The 16,992-nt window shown below is 63.0% G+C and carries 11 protein-coding genes and 1 rRNA gene; all 12 read left to right on the forward strand.

What is annotated here, in order from left to right:
• Positions 1-18 precede the first annotated feature (18 nt).
• Positions 19-801, forward strand: coding sequence for a hypothetical protein (locus MA09_RS00170; protein WP_152594502.1), 783 nt, complete (start codon positions 19-21; stop codon positions 799-801).
• Complete coding sequence (locus tag MA09_RS00175; protein ID WP_036244217.1) at positions 801-2,390, forward strand: hypothetical protein; 1,590 nt, start codon at positions 801-803, stop codon at positions 2,388-2,390. The genes MA09_RS00170 and MA09_RS00175 overlap by 1 nt, the downstream gene beginning before the upstream one ends.
• Positions 2,377-3,648, forward strand: coding sequence for a surface-adhesin E family protein (locus tag MA09_RS24960; protein WP_152594503.1), 1,272 nt, complete (start codon positions 2,377-2,379; stop codon positions 3,646-3,648). Before MA09_RS00175 ends, MA09_RS24960 begins: the two co-directional genes overlap by 14 nt.
• 38 nt (positions 3,649-3,686) lie before the next feature.
• Complete coding sequence (locus MA09_RS00185; protein ID WP_036244221.1) at positions 3,687-6,086, forward strand: hypothetical protein; 2,400 nt, start codon at positions 3,687-3,689, stop codon at positions 6,084-6,086.
• An 81-nt stretch (positions 6,087-6,167) separates the two neighbouring features.
• Positions 6,168-9,047 carry an AAA family ATPase gene (locus MA09_RS23500; RefSeq protein ID WP_081897333.1) on the forward strand — a complete coding sequence of 960 codons (2,880 nt, stop codon included), beginning with the start codon at positions 6,168-6,170 and terminating at the stop codon, positions 9,045-9,047.
• Positions 9,048-9,467: 420 nt separating this feature from the next.
• Positions 9,468-11,549: a bifunctional diguanylate cyclase/phosphodiesterase gene (locus MA09_RS00195; RefSeq protein ID WP_036244223.1), complete on the forward strand. Its 2,082-nt coding sequence runs from the start codon at positions 9,468-9,470 to the stop codon at positions 11,547-11,549.
• Positions 11,550-11,757: 208 nt separating this feature from the next.
• Positions 11,758-12,087, forward strand: coding sequence for a hypothetical protein (locus MA09_RS00200; protein ID WP_036244224.1), 330 nt, complete (start codon positions 11,758-11,760; stop codon positions 12,085-12,087).
• 86 nt (positions 12,088-12,173) lie between these two features.
• A complete protein-coding gene (locus MA09_RS00205) occupies positions 12,174-12,791 on the forward strand; it encodes a hemolysin III family protein (RefSeq protein ID WP_036244225.1) in 618 nt (205 codons plus the stop codon).
• A gap of 218 nt (positions 12,792-13,009) precedes the next feature.
• Positions 13,010-13,447, forward strand: coding sequence for a universal stress protein (locus MA09_RS00210; protein WP_036244227.1), 438 nt, complete (start codon positions 13,010-13,012; stop codon positions 13,445-13,447).
• A 24-nt stretch (positions 13,448-13,471) separates the two neighbouring features.
• Positions 13,472-13,933: a universal stress protein gene (locus MA09_RS00215; RefSeq protein WP_036244228.1), complete on the forward strand. Its 462-nt coding sequence runs from the start codon at positions 13,472-13,474 to the stop codon at positions 13,931-13,933.
• Positions 13,934-14,448: 515 nt separating this feature from the next.
• On the forward strand, positions 14,449-15,030 hold the full coding sequence (locus tag MA09_RS00220; protein ID WP_036244231.1) for a hypothetical protein: 582 nt from the start codon (positions 14,449-14,451) through the stop codon (positions 15,028-15,030).
• A gap of 649 nt (positions 15,031-15,679) precedes the next feature.
• Positions 15,680-16,992, forward strand: a 16S ribosomal RNA gene (locus MA09_RS00225); the annotation flags it as partial.

Consider the following 16,992-nt stretch of genomic DNA (forward strand, 5'->3'; position numbering starts at 1 on the left):
CTGCAGGAACCGCATGACATGACCCGGATGAACTTCGTTTTGCCCGCCCTTACGCTCCTTGCCGCGACTGCAACCGGTTGCGCGGTGCAGGGTACGCCCGGACGCGACATGCGCCTGGCGATCGACAATGCAGCACTGTTCGGCCGTACGGTCGAGGAATTCGTACTGCCAGACGGCAGTGCGGCGTCGTTGCGCGAGCTCGACCGGCGTTTCTCGCTCAGGCTCGGCGCCTACTCCCGGGTCGTCGAGATCGACAAGGCGACCGCGGTGCGCTTCCGATCGACCCAGGAGGTAGATGGCTTCACCCTGATCGTGCTCGACAAGTCGGAGTCAAACTGCCGCCACAAGATGCATTTGCTGGCGGTAAGAGGCGCTGAGGTACGCGCTTGGGACCTCGGCGATTGCAAGGCGCCCCCGGTGGCCTCCATCAGCGGCGACCTTGCGAATTTCGACGTGTCGACAGGTACGAGGACGACCCGCTACCAGTTTTCCGGCGGGCGCCTGCTGTACGGCGACCTCGCCCCGAGGATGGCGCCCGTCTCGGCCAGCGCAACAGTCGGCAGCGGGGGGCGGACCATCCCGGTGGCTGTGGTGCCCGCCCGGGTTGCGCCGGCCGACTCTGTCGTCCGGGACGAACCGGGCGGCAAGCCGCCCGGTTCGGGCACCAATGCCGCCCATGCCGCCGTCGGCTCTGCCGCCGTCGATGGAAAGCCGGCACGCCGCGTTTCCACACTGCCGCGCGCCGAGCTCGATTTCGAGCGTAAAGAACAGGCGCCGCGCACCATGTACCTGAACCGCTGATGTCGACCCGCGCAACTATCTGGCTGGCGATCCTTACCGCCGCCTATCTCGCCCTGGAGCTTGGCTTCAATGCCCGCCTGGTCGATGCCCTGGGCGGGCACGTGAGCCTCGACGAGGTACATCATCTGGAGAACCACGGGCGCGCGTTGTCGGGGGCCGCCGTTGCGTTGCTGCTGCTCCAGCTGGCCGTGTATTTCCGCCGCCGCGTTCGCGCGTTCACTCATGGCATGGGGGCCTTCGGTTACTGGATCGCGACCACTGCGCTGTGCGGCGCGGCGGCTGTGGGCGTATCCAACTCGCTCGAAGACCTGGCGGAGCGCCTTGTCGACCGCAGCAGCGGCGAGTTCCGGCGCGCAAGCATGACGGCAGTATTGGCCAAAGCAGCCATGGTCGACGGCGTGGTTCGCCTTGGTGGCCTCTCCAGCGCCGACGAGGTGGCGAGCAAGCCCGAAGGGAAGGCATTCCTGGCGCTGTTCCCTCTGTTTGCCGGATCGATGGCGTCGCTCGAGTCCGCGTTCGCGCCCGAAAAGAAGCGTCAGGTGCGGCGCCTGGTGGAACAGGAGATGGGCGGGGCCGCCGCCTACTATGCGGGTTACCGGAAGGCGATCGAGAAGACGCATGCGCGCTGGCGCGACTATGACCGGGCCGACCACACAAAGGTGCAGGCAAGGCTCGCGCAGTCCATCAGGGCGGAGCAGGACAAGGCATGGGCGCAGTACCTGCGCGACCTCGGGCGCCGCGGGTGGTCGCCCTATACCGTTCCCTATGACGCGCAGGATCGCGTGCGTGCGAAAGTCCGCGCGCGGGTGCCCGTCCCGGATGACTGGGACCTGGGCGACGAGGACGGGTTCCGCCAAGCGGTGGCGCGCAAGGCGCAGGACGCGGCCGGCAGGCGGCTCGATACGCGCGCGGTCAGGATCAATGGCGGCGCGGTGCCGCTTGGCCTCGGCTGGGAGCAGTTTCTGGCCCATCCGGCCGTACAGGCCGAACTGCGCGAGGGTTTGCGACTGCCGCGCAACGTCGTGGTGCAGCCGCGCTACCCGACCGGCGAGGCATTCCGCCGCATCGTGTTCGACCCGGCCGTGGAGCTGCAATTCAGGAAGCAGTGGATCGCCTATGAAGCCGACGGCGCGCAGCTCGGCAATGGCGGCCGCTACGAGAAACAGGGACGCGAGGCCGCGCAAGCCGTCATCGTCCCGCCGCTGGCCCTGCTTTTCTCGCTGCTCGGGGCGCTGACGCACATGACCAAGCTGGCGTGCATGCTCAGCAGCGTCGCATTGCGGCAAAGCGCTGACGGGAGTCGATACATCGGGCGCGTCATGGCGGGCATCGTAGCGATGGCCGTCGCCGGCACCATCTCGCTTTGCTATCTCGATAATGAATTTACCCGCAGCCCGGGCTATCTCCTTCTCGAAAACAGGATCGCGCATTCCGACCATGCTCCTTGGAGGGCATGGGCCATGGCCCGAACGCTGCACGGTGTCGCGGTAGGGCAGGGACTGTTCTTCCCCGTGAACGAAGCGATACGGACCCGCCTGCTGTTCAACCTGACCTACGGCTTCGACCCCCAAGACCATGTTAAAGATTGAAACCTTGACCTCGACCTCGATCGCAGTCGTGCTGGCACTGACCCTCAGCGGCCTGGCACACGCCCAGGAAGCCGCCCCCGGGCACCTTGCCGACCTCGAGGCGAACGGTGTGGTCTTCATGGACGACATCAATACCCCGCTGCTGCACCATGCCGCGACCGGCGCGGCCTACAATCCCCGGGTGCTGGCGCGCGGCGATCGGCATACCAATGTCCCGCGTCCGGAAGCCCGGCTGAGGGATCGGCTCGGCGACCGCGACGAGTTCGTCCGCCAGGAGGCGATGCCGCTCTGGCGCAGCTTCCTCGACGGGCGTATCGCGGCGCTGCGGCAGGCCCGCGCCTACCTGATTCCGGTCAAGGTGCGCTGGATGGACTACGATTTCGCACGCGCGCGTTATCCCATTGCGCTGGAGATGAACAAGCGGGCTTCTCTCAATGCCGGGCCGACCTATCACTGCGCCGGGACCTTCGATGTCGGTCCGCGGGATTCGTTCAGGACGGCCTGCCTGCACGCTGTGAATGAGGACCAGAACGACCCCTTCCTGCGTTTCTTCCCGGTCGAGGACCAGGTCCTGGCGCGCCAGTTGCGGCATGACCGCGACAAGTACCTGATGTTTGCGGTGGCCGAACCTGCGGGCAAATACCGCGTGCTGCGCGGCACGGAGATTCGCTACATGCCGCTGGAGATCTATGCGGCCGCGGGTTACCAGCCGGTACGGATCACGCAACTGGTCCTGGCCACGCCAGAGGGCGAAGTCATCGCCGTGGCGCGCAAGGCTTCCATGGAGCCCCGTGCGGACGGGCCCCAGGCAGGCCCGGCAACGCGGCCTGCGCAGTCGAGCGGAGGCGCGCCTGTCCCGGCAGCCCCGACAGCCCCGACAGCCCTGACAGCCCCGACAGCCCCGACAGCCCCGACAGCTCCTCCTGGCTGGACGCTGGTAGGACGCGACGCTACGTCGGCCCTGTATGCCGATCCGGACAGCGTCCGGCGCGAAGGCGCGGTTGTCATGCTCAGGACGCTGATGGACTTGGGCGAGCAGGGCGGCAACGGCATGAAGTCGGCGGTGTCGCTGTATGAGAGCGACTGCGGCCGGCGCACCACCCGGCTGTTGCGCAACAAAGGCTTCGTCGGCCGCTTCGGCAAGGGCGGCGTGTTCGCCGAGGTGCAGGAGCCGCAGCCGGCCACCACCCCGGTTAAGGGCAGCATCGGCGAATCGCTTTTCAATTACGCCTGCAACGCCGGCCCCGCGCCACGCTAACGCGCGGCTTTCCTGAACACAAATTCCATCGAACCTCCATGAAAATCACGCGCTCCGCCCTGCTTGCCGCCGTGCTGTGTATCGCCGCCTTGCCCGTTGCCGCTGCCCCCAGCCTGGAAGGAGGGCAGGGAGCGCATGTGGTGCTCGACGACTTGAATGTCTTGCTGCTGTACGGCGCGCGGACCGGCGCGGTCTTCGACCCGCTGGCACTGGTCGAGATGACCGATGGCCGGTCGTCGCCGGACCTGCAGGAGGCGCTCGCGCGCTACCGGCAGGCGCGGGATGCACGGGAGCGTTTCGAGCGCAAGACGCTGATCGAATATGCGTTGAAAGAACGCCAGGACAGCCTGGGCGGCGAACTCCCTTACGTCCTTCCGCTGGCATCCGTCCTCGGACCCTTCGATGCGGCACGCCGGCTGTTTCCGCTGCAGCTGCGGCTCGATGTTCAAGGACGCGACCGCGAACCCGGCAAGCAATGCCTCGCACCCTACCCGATCGGCGGACTGAACGTCATGGCCTGTCTGGCTTCCGAGAGCCTGGCATCGGGAGACCCGATCTTTTCCACGCTTCCGGTCGAGAACCCGGCCACTGCCGCGCTGATTGCCGAGCGCCATCGCCAGGGCAGGCTGCTGTTGTACGCGCTGGCGCGCGATGCCGGGCCCCACGTCCTCACCGACGAGGTGCAGGGCAGGACCGGCCCCATCCGCAACTGGACCCAGCCCTTGCACTTGACGGGCCTGATCATGATCGACAGCGACACGCACCAGGTCCTCGGTGTCGCGCAGGCACAGGGTGTGCCGCAGCAAGGCGCCAGCCCGATCACGCCTGCGGGTTTCCCCGCAAGCCCGAGCGCTTCCGGCACCGCGGGCAGTGCCGGTCGCCCGGGTCATCCGACCGGCGGAATCCTGGCAGATGCGGGACCGGCGGCCCGCGACCAGGCGGGACCTACCCCGCATCATGGGCCGAACGCAAGCCCGCGCGACGCGATGAATGCACCGGAGTCGGCAGGGCAACCGGGGCCGGTCGAGGGCGGCCCTCCGCCCATGGTGGCCGAGGCACCGCCACCGGACCTCGACCGCCTGCTCTCATTGCTGTCCCTCGCGGTCTATAGCGACCACGACAAATACCTGAGGACTAGCGAGGAAATCGAGGAACTCGGCGCCAAGATGGCCCGCATCGAGGCGGATCCGGGCAGGAGCCCCGGCATCAGGGCGAAAGAGCTCAAAAGGCTGGCGCGGGCGCTGGAAGACAAGCAGCGCGCGCTTGCCGAGCACGCCAAAATGCTGGCGGAGAAGGAAAAGCTGCCGACAGTGCATGGGCTCACTCCGGTTGAAAAGGACCGCGCCCGCACGAGCGACCGGATGTTCTACGAGCATTACCGGAGCAGGCAGGGACATCACATCATCGTCTTCCGCGGGACCGACAACCGGGCCGACTTCGAGACCGATTTCCAGCTCGCCACCACGCCCGAGATGCTTGGCGAGATCGCAGACAAGCTCAAAGGTGGTTCAGCCGGAGGCATGCGCACGGCGCTGGGTGGGTGGGTGCAGGAGCGCGCCGATCGCCAGGTAGCCGCGAATCCGGCCGCCTTCGTGTTGGCCGACACCCTAGTGCAGTCACTGGTACGCACTGGCGTCAAGCCGGCGGACATCATCCTGACCGGGCACTCGCTGGGTGGCGGGTTGGCACAGTACGCGGGCCGTCGCAACGGCGTGGGACTGGTGGTGACCTTCAATCCCGCGCCTTTGAGTCCACGGCAGCTTGAATTATTGCCCGTACGGGAGCCGGGCAGGCAGGCGGTCACCCGCAATTATATTGCTTTCGTTCCGGCGCCAAATGGCGATGGCGGCACCTTCGATCCGGTGTCGAGTGCGCTGGCGGATGTCACCACGCTACGCAACCCGCGCAGTCTCCGCGTTTTGGGAGACCGGCACATCGTCACGGTGTGCAATGACCTCGAGACCGAGCACTTCAAGGCGTTCGAGGACAGAGCGCAGGCCGTGGTGTCGACCCTGACATTGGCGACGATGTCGGCCGGGCGAGGGCGCGTCGTGAACGGCGCAACGGCGCTCGGCGCCGCGGACGGCGCCAACAGTGCCGGCACCGAACGGACTTCGGCCATTGTCCAGGGCGGGCTATCGGGGCGCAAGACCGGGATGGGTGTGGGCGCTGTCATGAACTGCATGCGCAATCCTTTCCTGTGCAGCGCCGTTGCCGTAGGCGGCGGCTTCGCCAGTATCGGTGCGCGCATCAAGACAGCCGAGTACTACACCATGTATACGGCGCACAGCATGAAGCGGATGTACGAATCGCTGAACGGGATCGGCCAGAACGCGTGCAACGCGCCGGCACCTTCCCTGGTACCGGCCGGCCTTGAAGCCGAGGAGCCGCACCTGGATCCGATAGGCCGGAACGCAACGCAGGTCACAGGCGGGTAGAACTGCCTCGGCGGAGCAGGCCCAGCCGTACAGCCCTGCCCCGAATATCAAACACTTTTTTATCTTTCAAACCATCTATCCATGAGCAAGCGTAAAGTTGGCTACGGCCTGTTTTCTCCTCGAACACTCGGCGAAGCCCTGCAAAAAGTGCGACCGGGAGACGTCCTGAGCGTTGCTGGCGACCACCGGCCGGGCGGAGCACCCCTGACCGTGGCCACTGCCCTCACCGTCGAGCCCCGGAGCCCGGAAGACAAGGTCGTACTGGCCGAACGGATCAACATTATCAAGGGCGCCCGCGTGGTATTTCGCGACCTCGCGATTGCGGCGCCGGTGTCGCTCGAGGGTGCATGCGAAGCCGTGTTCGAACGCTGCGTGTTCACGGCGGGCGGTGAGGCCCTCAGGATGTCCGCCAATGCACGGCTGGTGATCCGGCAGGGGCAGGGCAAGGGCAGGATCGTGGTGGCTGGCGAGGCCGGGGCGCCGGCCACGCTAGAGATGCACAATGTCCGTTGGGAAGGAAGCGACGAGGGCGCCTTGGCGCTTTCGAATGCGAACGCCGAGCTGAAGTCGCTGATCGTGACGGGCGGAGGCATTGTTGCGGACGGGAATGGCAGCCTGTCGTTCGACCAGTTGGTCGTCGACGGCACGGCCAAGCACGGCTTGGCGCTCCGGGGCAAAGTACGTGCCGAGGTCACCGGATTGGCGATGAACGGTTGCGGCATTTCCATGGACGGTAGTGTGACGCTCTCACTCCGCCAGGCACGCATCGATCGGGCGGCACAGGCGGCGATGACGCTGAAAGGCACTGCGCGCGCCGAAGTGGAGGCGGTGGAGATGACCGGCAATCTCGACAGTGGATTCGCCATCCAGCAGCAGGCCAGCCTGAAGGCAAGCAATTGCAAGATCAGCAATGGGCAGAAAGGCTGTGTGTGGGCGATCGACACGGCCCAGGTCGCCCTCGTGGACTGCGAGTTCCTGGGGGGCGGTCCCAAGTTTCCTGCGATTGTCGCGGCATCGAAGGCGCGCGTCACGGTTCATGGCGGCCGCATCGCCGATACCAACTCCAACGGCCTGTGGTTGCGCGATGAAAGCGTGACCGAAGTCGTGGGGACGACCATCGAGTACACCCAGGCGGCCAACGCCGAGACCGAGGACAGCGCGCAGTTGAAGCTGGTCGACTGTACTCTGAGCGGCGGAAAATCTTACGCGCTGCAGGCCGAAGGCCGGTCGCGGATACAGGCGACCCGCTGCCGCATCCATGGCCATGCAAAAGGCCGCATGGTGCGCGATCCGGAAGCGGCGATTGACCTGCAGGGCTGCAGTCTGCGCGATGATGTCGCCCTGGCGCTGGCGCTCGCCGAACTCAATTCACTGGAGGGGCTTGCCACCGTCAAGTCCGAGGTAAGCAAACTGATCGACCTGGTAGAGGCGGAGCGCCGGCGTGCCGAGGCTGGAGTGGCAGGCAGCACGATTGCCTTGAACCTCGTTTTTACTGGTAATCCAGGGACTGGGAAGACAACGGTGGCACGCCTGGTGGGCAAGGTATTCTCGGCGCTGGGCCTGCTAAAGCAGGGACAACTCGTCGAGACCGATCGCAGCGGCCTGGTTGGCGAGCACATCGGACAGACGGCGCCGAAAACTCGGAAGGTGATCGATTCGGCCATGAACGGCGTGTTGTTCATCGATGAAGCCTATACCTTGTATGTGCCGGACTCCACGCGCGACTTTGGTCCCGAGGCGATCACCACGCTGATGAAGGAGATGGAAGACCGGCGTGGAGCGATGGCGGTAATCGTGGCAGGATACGAGAGGGAGATGAACAGCTTCTTCGATGCGAATCCGGGCATGCGCTCGCGATTCAACCGCTATGTTCACTTTCCGGATTACGACGCTGTCGAGTTGACGCGCGTCTTTTCCGCGCTGGCGGCGACGCGTCAATTTACACTGACCCCGGATGCACAGACCCGTGCAGGACATGTCTTTGAGCAAATGGTACGAACCAAGGGCAAGCATTTTGGTAACGCGCGTGACGTGCGAAGCTACCTGGACAACGCGATCGAGCGCCAAGCGCGTCGTCTGCGAGAGCAGACCCAGGCCGATCCGCTCGTCCTGGAAGTCGACGACTTGCCGCCGTTAGGCCGCGCCGAAGAGCTCGACTTCAATGCCTTGCTGGCCAAGCTTGACGCCCTGACGGGGCTTCGATCGGTGAAGGCGGAAATCCGCAAGCTGGCGAGCCTGGTGCGGGCGCAGGAGCGGCGCCGCGAAGCCGGGATGGCCTCCACGCCCGTGTCGCTGCATCTGGTATTTGCGGGGAGCCCCGGTACAGGCAAGACAACGGTCGCGCGCCTGGTCGGTGAATTGTACGCCGCCCTCGGCCTGCTGGAGAAAGGGCACGTCGTGGAAGTGCAGCGTTCCGACCTGGTTGCGGGATACATCGGTCAAACCGCCGCGCGCACGAAGGCCAAGATCGAAGAAGCATATGGAGGCGTGCTTTTCATCGATGAAGCCTACACGCTCGTCAACGGCAATGAGCGCGACTTCGGTACGGAGGCGATCGATACCTTGTTGAAGGAAATGGAGGACAATCGCAATCGTCTCGCGGTGATTGTTGCAGGCTATACCGGCAGGATGAAGGAATTTATCGGCTCTAATCCAGGTCTGGCTTCCCGTTTCACCCGGTACGTCGAGTTCGAGGATTACTCGGCCGAAGAACTTGCGCAAATCTTCAGGACATTCGCAAGCACCCACGGTTTCGAGCTCAGTACCGAGGCACAAGCACGGGTAGAGCGGGCGATCGACGATTTGCTCATGCTTGCTGACCCGCACTTCGGCAATGCGAGGGTGATGCGGACGCTGTTCGAGGCCGCCGTCGAGCAACAGGCGGTTCGGATCGGCGAGGACGCACTCGCGCCGGTAAATGCGATTGAACCCACCGATATCGAACTTGCATCCATGGCCTAGATACCGTAGCGGATTCGCGCAGACGGGACGTGATCCAGGATCCTGGCGCCGGCCTGTCGTCCCGCGCGGGTCAAGCTGCCCGGGTCGTGCTAGCATGGGACACGCCAAAGGCCGACAGGCCTGAGGAGCGCTGGTTCGAATGGACCGAAGCTCATGGGATAAGACGATTCGCCGAAGTCCCGGGTGGACGGCGGAGCCCCGGTGGATGCCGCCCTGCGCGGAGCCGACATTGCCGATCCTTTCGGCGATGGGTGACTTTCCCTGGGGGCAGAGGTCAAAGTCCTGACCGGCCGACTGCGCAGTACCATGTCGGTCGCTACGGCGACAATGCGCAGCGGCTACCGAGACACACGGCATGCGCCCTGCGCTTGCCGGGCCCTTCGACGCAAACGCGAACAGCCGGATGACTGCGGAGGAAATGTGGCAAACCGTGTCCTCGTTATCTCAGCCCGGCCGGACGATGTCCGCGCCCTCAAGCATGCCTTGGGCAATGCATCCGACGGCCCATTCTTCGTCGAGGATGCATCGACCCTGGCACAGGGCCTGGCGCGCATCCACCGCGGCGGGATCGATGCAATCCTGTTGGACATGATGCTGCCTGACAGCCGCGGCATGTCATCGTTCGACCAGGTTCACCAGCTTGCGCGCCACACGCCGATCATGACCTTGTGCGGGGTCGAAGAGGAAACGTCTGCGCGGGAGGCGGTCCAGCGCGGCGCACAAGGCTGGCTGTCGAGGGGATACTTCGACAATAGCCTGGTGCCGCAGTCCCTGCGCAGCGTCATCGAACGCATGAAGGTGGAGCAGGGCTTGTACATTGCCCAGGCACGTGCGCAGATCACGCTGAATTCGATCGGCGATGCCGTCATTTCGGTCGACATGCATGGGCGAGTCGACTATCTGAATGTCGCCGCCGAAGAGATGACCGGGTGGACCCGTGACGATGCCGGCGGACGGCCGGTCGCGGAAGTACTCGTCATCGTCGAGGGCGGCACCGGCAATCCGGTCACCAATCCAGTCGAGCACGTGCTGCGAAGCGGCCAGGTCCAGGCCCTGACGGGAGAAGTCATCCTGGTCGATCGTCATGGCAGGAGAAGGACGATCGCGGATTCGGCTGCACCCATTTTCGACTGGGATGGGCAACTCGTCGGTGCGGTCATGGTGTTCAGGGACATTTCCGATACTGTCGCGCTGACGTCGAAGATGCAGCACCTGGCGCAGCACGATTTCCTGACCAACCTGCCCAACCGGGTGCTCCTGAATGACCGTATCACGCAGGTCATCGCATCGGCCAGGCGCAGCGATACGAGTCCGGCGCTGCTCTTCCTCGACCTGGACAAGTTCAAGCACATCAACGACTCCCTGGGACATGCCGTCGGCGACCAGTTACTGCAAGCCGTCGCGCAGCGCCTGCTCGACTGTGTTCGCACATCCGACACCGTCAGTCGCCACGGAGGCGATGAGTTCGTAGTCCTCCTTGCCGACGAGCGGCGGCCGCAGGATGCGGCGCTGGCGGCTGAAAAAATCCTGATTGCCTTGTCGGCGCCTTTTCTGATCGAAGGGCAGGAACTGCATACCTCGACAAGTATCGGCATCAGCGTATTCCCGCTCGACGGCCCCGACGCCGCGACCCTGATCAAGAATGCCGATACCGCCATGTACCATGCCAAGGAGCGCGGGCGCAATAACTACCAATTTTTTCGCCATGACATGAATGCGCGCGCCGTTGAGCGCCAGTTGATTGAAAGTAATCTGCGCAAGGCACTCGAACGGCAAGAGTTCGCACTCCATTACCAGCCCAAGCTGGACCTGGAAAGCGGCAAGATCACTGGTGTCGAAGCATTGCTCCGCTGGGAGCACCCGGAATGGGGAATGACCTTGCCGGAGCGCTTTATCCGCATCGCGGAGGAGTGTGGCCTGATTGTTCCGATCGGACGATGGGTGTTGCAGGAAGCCTGCGAGCAGGCGGTGCGCTGGCGGGATAGCGGCCTGTCGCGGGTGTCGATCGCGGTGAACGTGTCTGCCTTCGAGTTCCGTCACCGTGATTTTTTCGACCATGCGCTGACCGTTCTCGCGTCGAGCGGCGTCGATCCGGCCTGCCTGCAGCTGGAACTGACCGAGAGCGTACTGATGCGCGACGTCGCCGCCAGCGCGGCATTGCTGGCCAAGTTCAAGGAAATGGGTGTGGAGATTGCCGTGGATGACTTCGGCACCGGCTATTCCAGCCTGAGTTATCTGAATCAATTTCCGATCGATGTGCTCAAGATCGACCAGTCCTTTGTCAGGGCGATCGATGGGCTGTCGGAAAGCAATGGCGCAATCGTGAGCGCCGTGATCGGCATGGGACGGAGCCTGCACCAGCGTGTCATTGCGGAGGGCATCGAAGACGCGACGCAACTCTCGTTTCTCAAGCTGCACGGATGCTGCGAGGGACAGGGTTACTTCTTCAGCCAGCCCGTCGAAGCCGCCCGGATGGGGGCCATGCTGCATGCCGACGCTTGACCGGCACCGGGCATAGAAGAGAGAAATTTTTACACTCTTTCTCCTGAACGCCGGACGATGAAGCGCATAGTGTCACGAGCTTGGCCAGCCACCGCGTTTATCTGCGCTGGAACAAGCCCAATCCAGTTTCCGCCGTGGTCCACGACTCCCTGTCATTCGGGAACATGGCGCATGACTGCCAGCCCACCTCGACCATGCGGAGGATGCGATGCAAGCAGTTCTGCAGTTTCCAAGCAAGATATTTATCCAGTGGGGAGCGATTGCACAAGAGATCGTTCCTTACCTGGCGCAACGCGGCGTCAAGAGGGAAGAGATCCGCGCCGTCGTCGAGCGGCTCAGGGCCAGGTGGGAGCAACTGGACCCGGCGCCGTCCGGCCAGGGTACGGAAAGCGAAACGTCCGATGCACCTGAAACAGCACAAGTACCCGGGAGCCTGGAGGAGGGCGCCATGTACATTTCGCGGCACTGGCGGTCGCAGCCGGCCAGAACCTTGATCGAGTCTGCAATGGCCGATTACCAGCGTCATACCCGGAGTTGACCGGGCAAATCAGGGCAGCGCAGGGTGGTTTCGGTCGACGTCGTCTGATCGACGCTGCATTCCTCGCTTAATAGGGAATCGGGCACATGTATTACGGCGAACGCTTCAACAGCATTTCCCATGCCGTGGGCACTGTCCTTGCAGCTTGCGGCGGTGCGCTCCTGATCGGCGTCGCCGCGCGCAGCGGCGACCCGTGGAAGATCGTGAGTTGCAGCGTCTATGCGGCCATGCTGCTGATCCTGTACCTGACATCCACCCTCTACCATAGCCTGCGCGGTGCGGCCAAGAGCGTGCTGCGGAAGATGGACCATTGCGCCATCTATCTCCTCATCGCAGGAACCTATACGCCGTTTACCTTGGTGACACTGCGCGGAAACATCGGTTGGACGCTGTTCGGCGTCGTATGGACGCTGGCGCTGCTCGGTATCCTCCAGGAGCTTTGGTACGCAAAGCGGGCACGCGTGCTGTCGCTCGTCATCTACCTGGTGATGGGCTGGCTCGCCATCGTCTGTACCGGACCCTTGATCGATGCGTTTGGTCGCGCCGGCTTTGCCTGGCTGGCTGGGGGCGGACTGTTCTATACGGTCGGTGTCGTGTTCTACGCCACCGAGCACAAGCTGCGTCATGGCCACGGGATCTGGCATCTGTTCGTCGTGGCCGGCAGTATTTGCCACTACATGGCCGTCCTGCTCCATGTTGCCTGAGACTGGACCGCAAGCCTCGCACGCAAGGACCCGGATCGCCGGTCTCGCCGCCGCGCTGAACATGTGCCGTTCCGCCCCAATGAACTTCATCGTGCCGGTGCCCGTCCAACGGGACATGCCGGCACCAGTGCTTCGAAGGTCGCGACGCCCTCCGTGTTCCCGTGACCATGTACCGAGGCGCATTGAATGCGCCTGAGCATGACCTTCCGGAGATTGCCATGTATAAGCGAATCCTCCTGCCCACCGACGGATCGAACGCCTCGCAGCGCGCCATCCTGTCCGGCATCGATTTTGCCAAGTCCATCGGAGCCGAAGTGGTCGCCATGACCGGTACGCCCGAATTCCACACCTTCACGGCCGACAGCGAGATGCTGGAGCAGACCCCGGAGCAGTATGCCGATGCGAGCAGGGTGCGCGGGCAGCGCCTGCTCGGCGAGGTGCTGGCGGTCGCGCGCGACGCCGGTGTTCCCTGTACCGGCGTGCAGGTAGTATCCGACGAAGCATACGAGTCCATCATCCGCAGCGCGCGCGAGCACATGTGCGACCTGATCGTCATGGCTTCGCATGGCCGCAAGGGGGTGAAGGCTCTGCTGCTGGGCAGCGAAACCCAGAAAGTCCTTGTCCACAGCGCGATTCCCGTCCTGGTGCTGCGCTAGACAGCCAGGCAAAGGAGATAGACCATGTACCGACGCATCCTGGTGCCTACCGACGGCTCACCCCTTTCCGAAGCTGCGGTCGATGCCGCCATCGACTTCGCACAGGTGCGGGGCAGCGAGATCGTCGCGCTCGGCGTCGCCGTGCCCGAGCCCTCCTTCCAGTCGCTCGAGGGCGCGATGGCTTACGACCCGGGCCTGCAGGTCGACGTGCTGCTCGACCATGCGCAGAAACACGTCGACGCGATTGCCGCGCGCGCACAGAAGGCCGGTCTGCCCTGCACCCCCGTCACCTACAGTGCGCTGGATGCGGCCGAGGCGATCGTCGAGACCGCGCGCCAGCACCATTGTGATCTGATCATCATGGGTTCGCACGGGCGCCGTGGGCTGAGCCGCCTGCTGGCCGGCAGCGTCACGCAGGCTGTCCTGGCACATGCGCCGGCGCCGGTGATGGTGCTGCGGCCTGCCGCGCATGAGGAGGGATCATAGACGGGGGCACATTCCCGGCCGCCGGACTTACCTGAACGACTATGCCTGTGTAGCGGGGCAATGGTCGCACGCGTCCGGAAATTCCTCACCGAAAGGTTGGGGCGTTAGGCCGGCTCGTTCAGGATTTGGCTTATCTCCAAAAAAGTAACTAACCCACGAGTGAATCACGAAAACAGCAATTCCTCAACGTTAACGACTACGGACAAACCAACGCTGTACTACCAGGCATCCAGGAAAGCCGGGGGCGGGTTGGCATGGCTGCCTGGGCGCGAGCCATGGCTCAGCGCAATTCCCCGAATGACGAAACTGCGCATTTCTGGCAGAGATCGTCCTTGCGCCCAAACCCGTGCTCGGTGCGGGAATGGTCGCGGTGATCGAATGCGCCGTCCGGCGGCGAACTGCGGCAAGCTTCCTAAAGTGCGTGATTTGCTATGATGGCCGGTTTGACACATCGACAAGCATGCATTCACAGGCACGCTTTTTCTTGAACACCTCATTACACGCTGCCTCCTGCAATGATTCCATTCACCTTCAACGACATCGAGGTAGGCGCGCGCCTGGTCGAGGCCCTGGCACGTCAGGCGGCGCACCTGCGCGGCATGCCGATCACCTACGGCGACCTGCTTACCTTGGCGCGTTCCCTGCATCCGAAGGACGAGGTGCTCGGCCGGGCGGTACCGGTAGGCCTCGGTCCCAAGCTGCAGTTCGTGCAAGGCTTTTGCCTGGTGCACGGCTATCCCAACCTGGCATGCCTTGCGGTGAACAGGGAAACCTTGCGTCCGGCGCCCGGGTACCAGGGCGACTGGGAGGCCGACCGGCGCGCCGTCGCCGGCTTCGACTGGAGCGTAGCCGATGCGCGCCTGCCGGCGTATGTGGACGCGATGCGCGCCGGGGTGCCGGCACGCTTCAAGCCGCGCAAGGAACGGCCGGCCGACGTCGCCTGGTACGCCTATTTCTGCTCGCACCGGGCAGCCTGCGGGAATCTCTTGCCGGAGGACAAGCAGGAGATCATCAACCAGATGATGGCCGGACTGGACCCGGAGACTGCGCTCGGGCGCGTGCTGGCAGCGAAGCACGACTTCGGCAACGCTTCCTGACGCGAGGCCTGGAGGGTGGGGAGGGATCATTGACCTGCTGCGCACGGACAAGCATTGAGGCTTGGTAACCGTCTTCAGCTGGATCGGCCCGCAGAGCCGCGACAGCCTGGCACCTCACGATTTCGTGCCGCAGCCTGTGCGAGCGTTTTCCCGACCTGCAGGCGGGCGCCCTGATCGCCGCCTGCCGAGAGAGTCGACGATCGCAGACTGGAGCGCCTCCGCAAGCGAATTGCAGGGGCTTGCAAGTCGCTTTAGGCTTTGCTATAGTTCGCGTCCGCTTCGGGAGTGACCGAAATGCTCAACAAAATCAAATGGTTAAGTTGACAAGGTCCGCAAAAATTTTTGCGACGAAGTGGAAGAGGGGGTTGACGATGATCAGGAAACGCTGCATAATCTCATTCCTCTGCTGCTGACGAACACAACGCTTCGCACGGTGCAGCAAGGTAGTACAGAACACTGGTTCTTTAACAATCAACAGTCGATAAGTGTGGGCGTTTGATGAAGGTGCCGCTGGCTTCGGTCAGTGATTACTTAAATTATCAAATGTTCACAAAAGTATTAACGTTGCTCAGCAATGAGCGACGGTCAGTATCTTGAGTGAGCGACTCCTGAGAAATCAGGATGGCAGCAATGCCAACAAACAGAGATTGAACTGAAGAGTTTGATCCTGGCTCAGATTGAACGCTGGCGGCATGCTTTACACATGCAAGTCGAACGGCAGCGCGGGGCAACCTGGCGGCGAGTGGCGAACGGGTGAGTAATATATCGGAACGTACCCAGAAGTGGGGGATAACGTAGCGAAAGTTACGCTAATACCGCATACGATCTACGGATGAAAGTGGGGGACCTTCGGGCCTCATGCTTGTGGAGCGGCCGATATCTGATTAGCTAGTTGGTAGGGTAAAGGCCTACCAAGGCGACGATCAGTAGCTGGTCTGAGAGGACGACCAGCCACACTGGGACTGAGACACGGCCCAGACTCCTACGGGAGGCAGCAGTGGGGAATTTTGGACAATGGGCGCAAGCCTGATCCAGCAATGCCGCGTGAGTGAAGAAGGCCTTCGGGTTGTAAAGCTCTTTTGTCAGGGAAGAAACGGCCGAGGCTAATACCTTTGGCTAATGACGGTACCTGAAGAATAAGCACCGGCTAACTACGTGCCAGCAGCCGCGGTAATACGTAGGGTGCAAGCGTTAATCGGAATTACTGGGCGTAAAGCGTGCGCAGGCGGTTTTGTAAGTCTGACGTGAAAGCCCCGGGCTCAACCTGGGAATTGCGTTGGAGACTGCAAGGCTTGAATCTGGCAGAGGGGGGTAGAATTCCACGTGTAGCAGTGAAATGCGTAGAGATGTGGAGGAACACCGATGGCGAAGGCAGCCCCCTGGGTCAAGATTGACGCTCATGCACGAAAGCGTGGGGAGCAAACAGGATTAGATACCCTGGTAGTCCACGCCCTAAACGATGTCTACTAGTTGTCGGGTTTTAATTAACTTGGTAACGCAGCTAACGCGTGAAGTAGACCGCCTGGGGAGTACGGTCGCAAGATTAAAACTCAAAGGAATTGACGGGGACCCGCACAAGCGGTGGATGATGTGGATTAATTCGATGCAACGCGAAAAACCTTACCTACCCTTGACATGGAAGGAATCCCGGAGAGATCTGGGAGTGCCCGAAAGGGAACCTTCACACAGGTGCTGCATGGCTGTCGTCAGCTCGTGTCGTGAGATGTTGGGTTAAGTCCCGCAACGAGCGCAACCCTTGTCATTAGTTGCTACGCAAGAGCACTCTAATGAGACTGCCGGTGACAAACCGGAGGAAGGTGGGGATGACGTCAAGTCCTCATGGCCCTTATGGGTAGGGCTTCACACGTCATACAATGGTACATACAGAGGGCCGCCAACCCGCGAGGGGGAGCTAATCCCAGAAAGTGTATCGTAGTCCGGATTGTAGTCTGCAACTCGACT

The sequence above is a fragment of the Massilia sp. BSC265 genome (assembly GCF_000740675.1).
Lineage (GTDB): Bacteria > Pseudomonadota > Gammaproteobacteria > Burkholderiales > Burkholderiaceae_D > Telluria.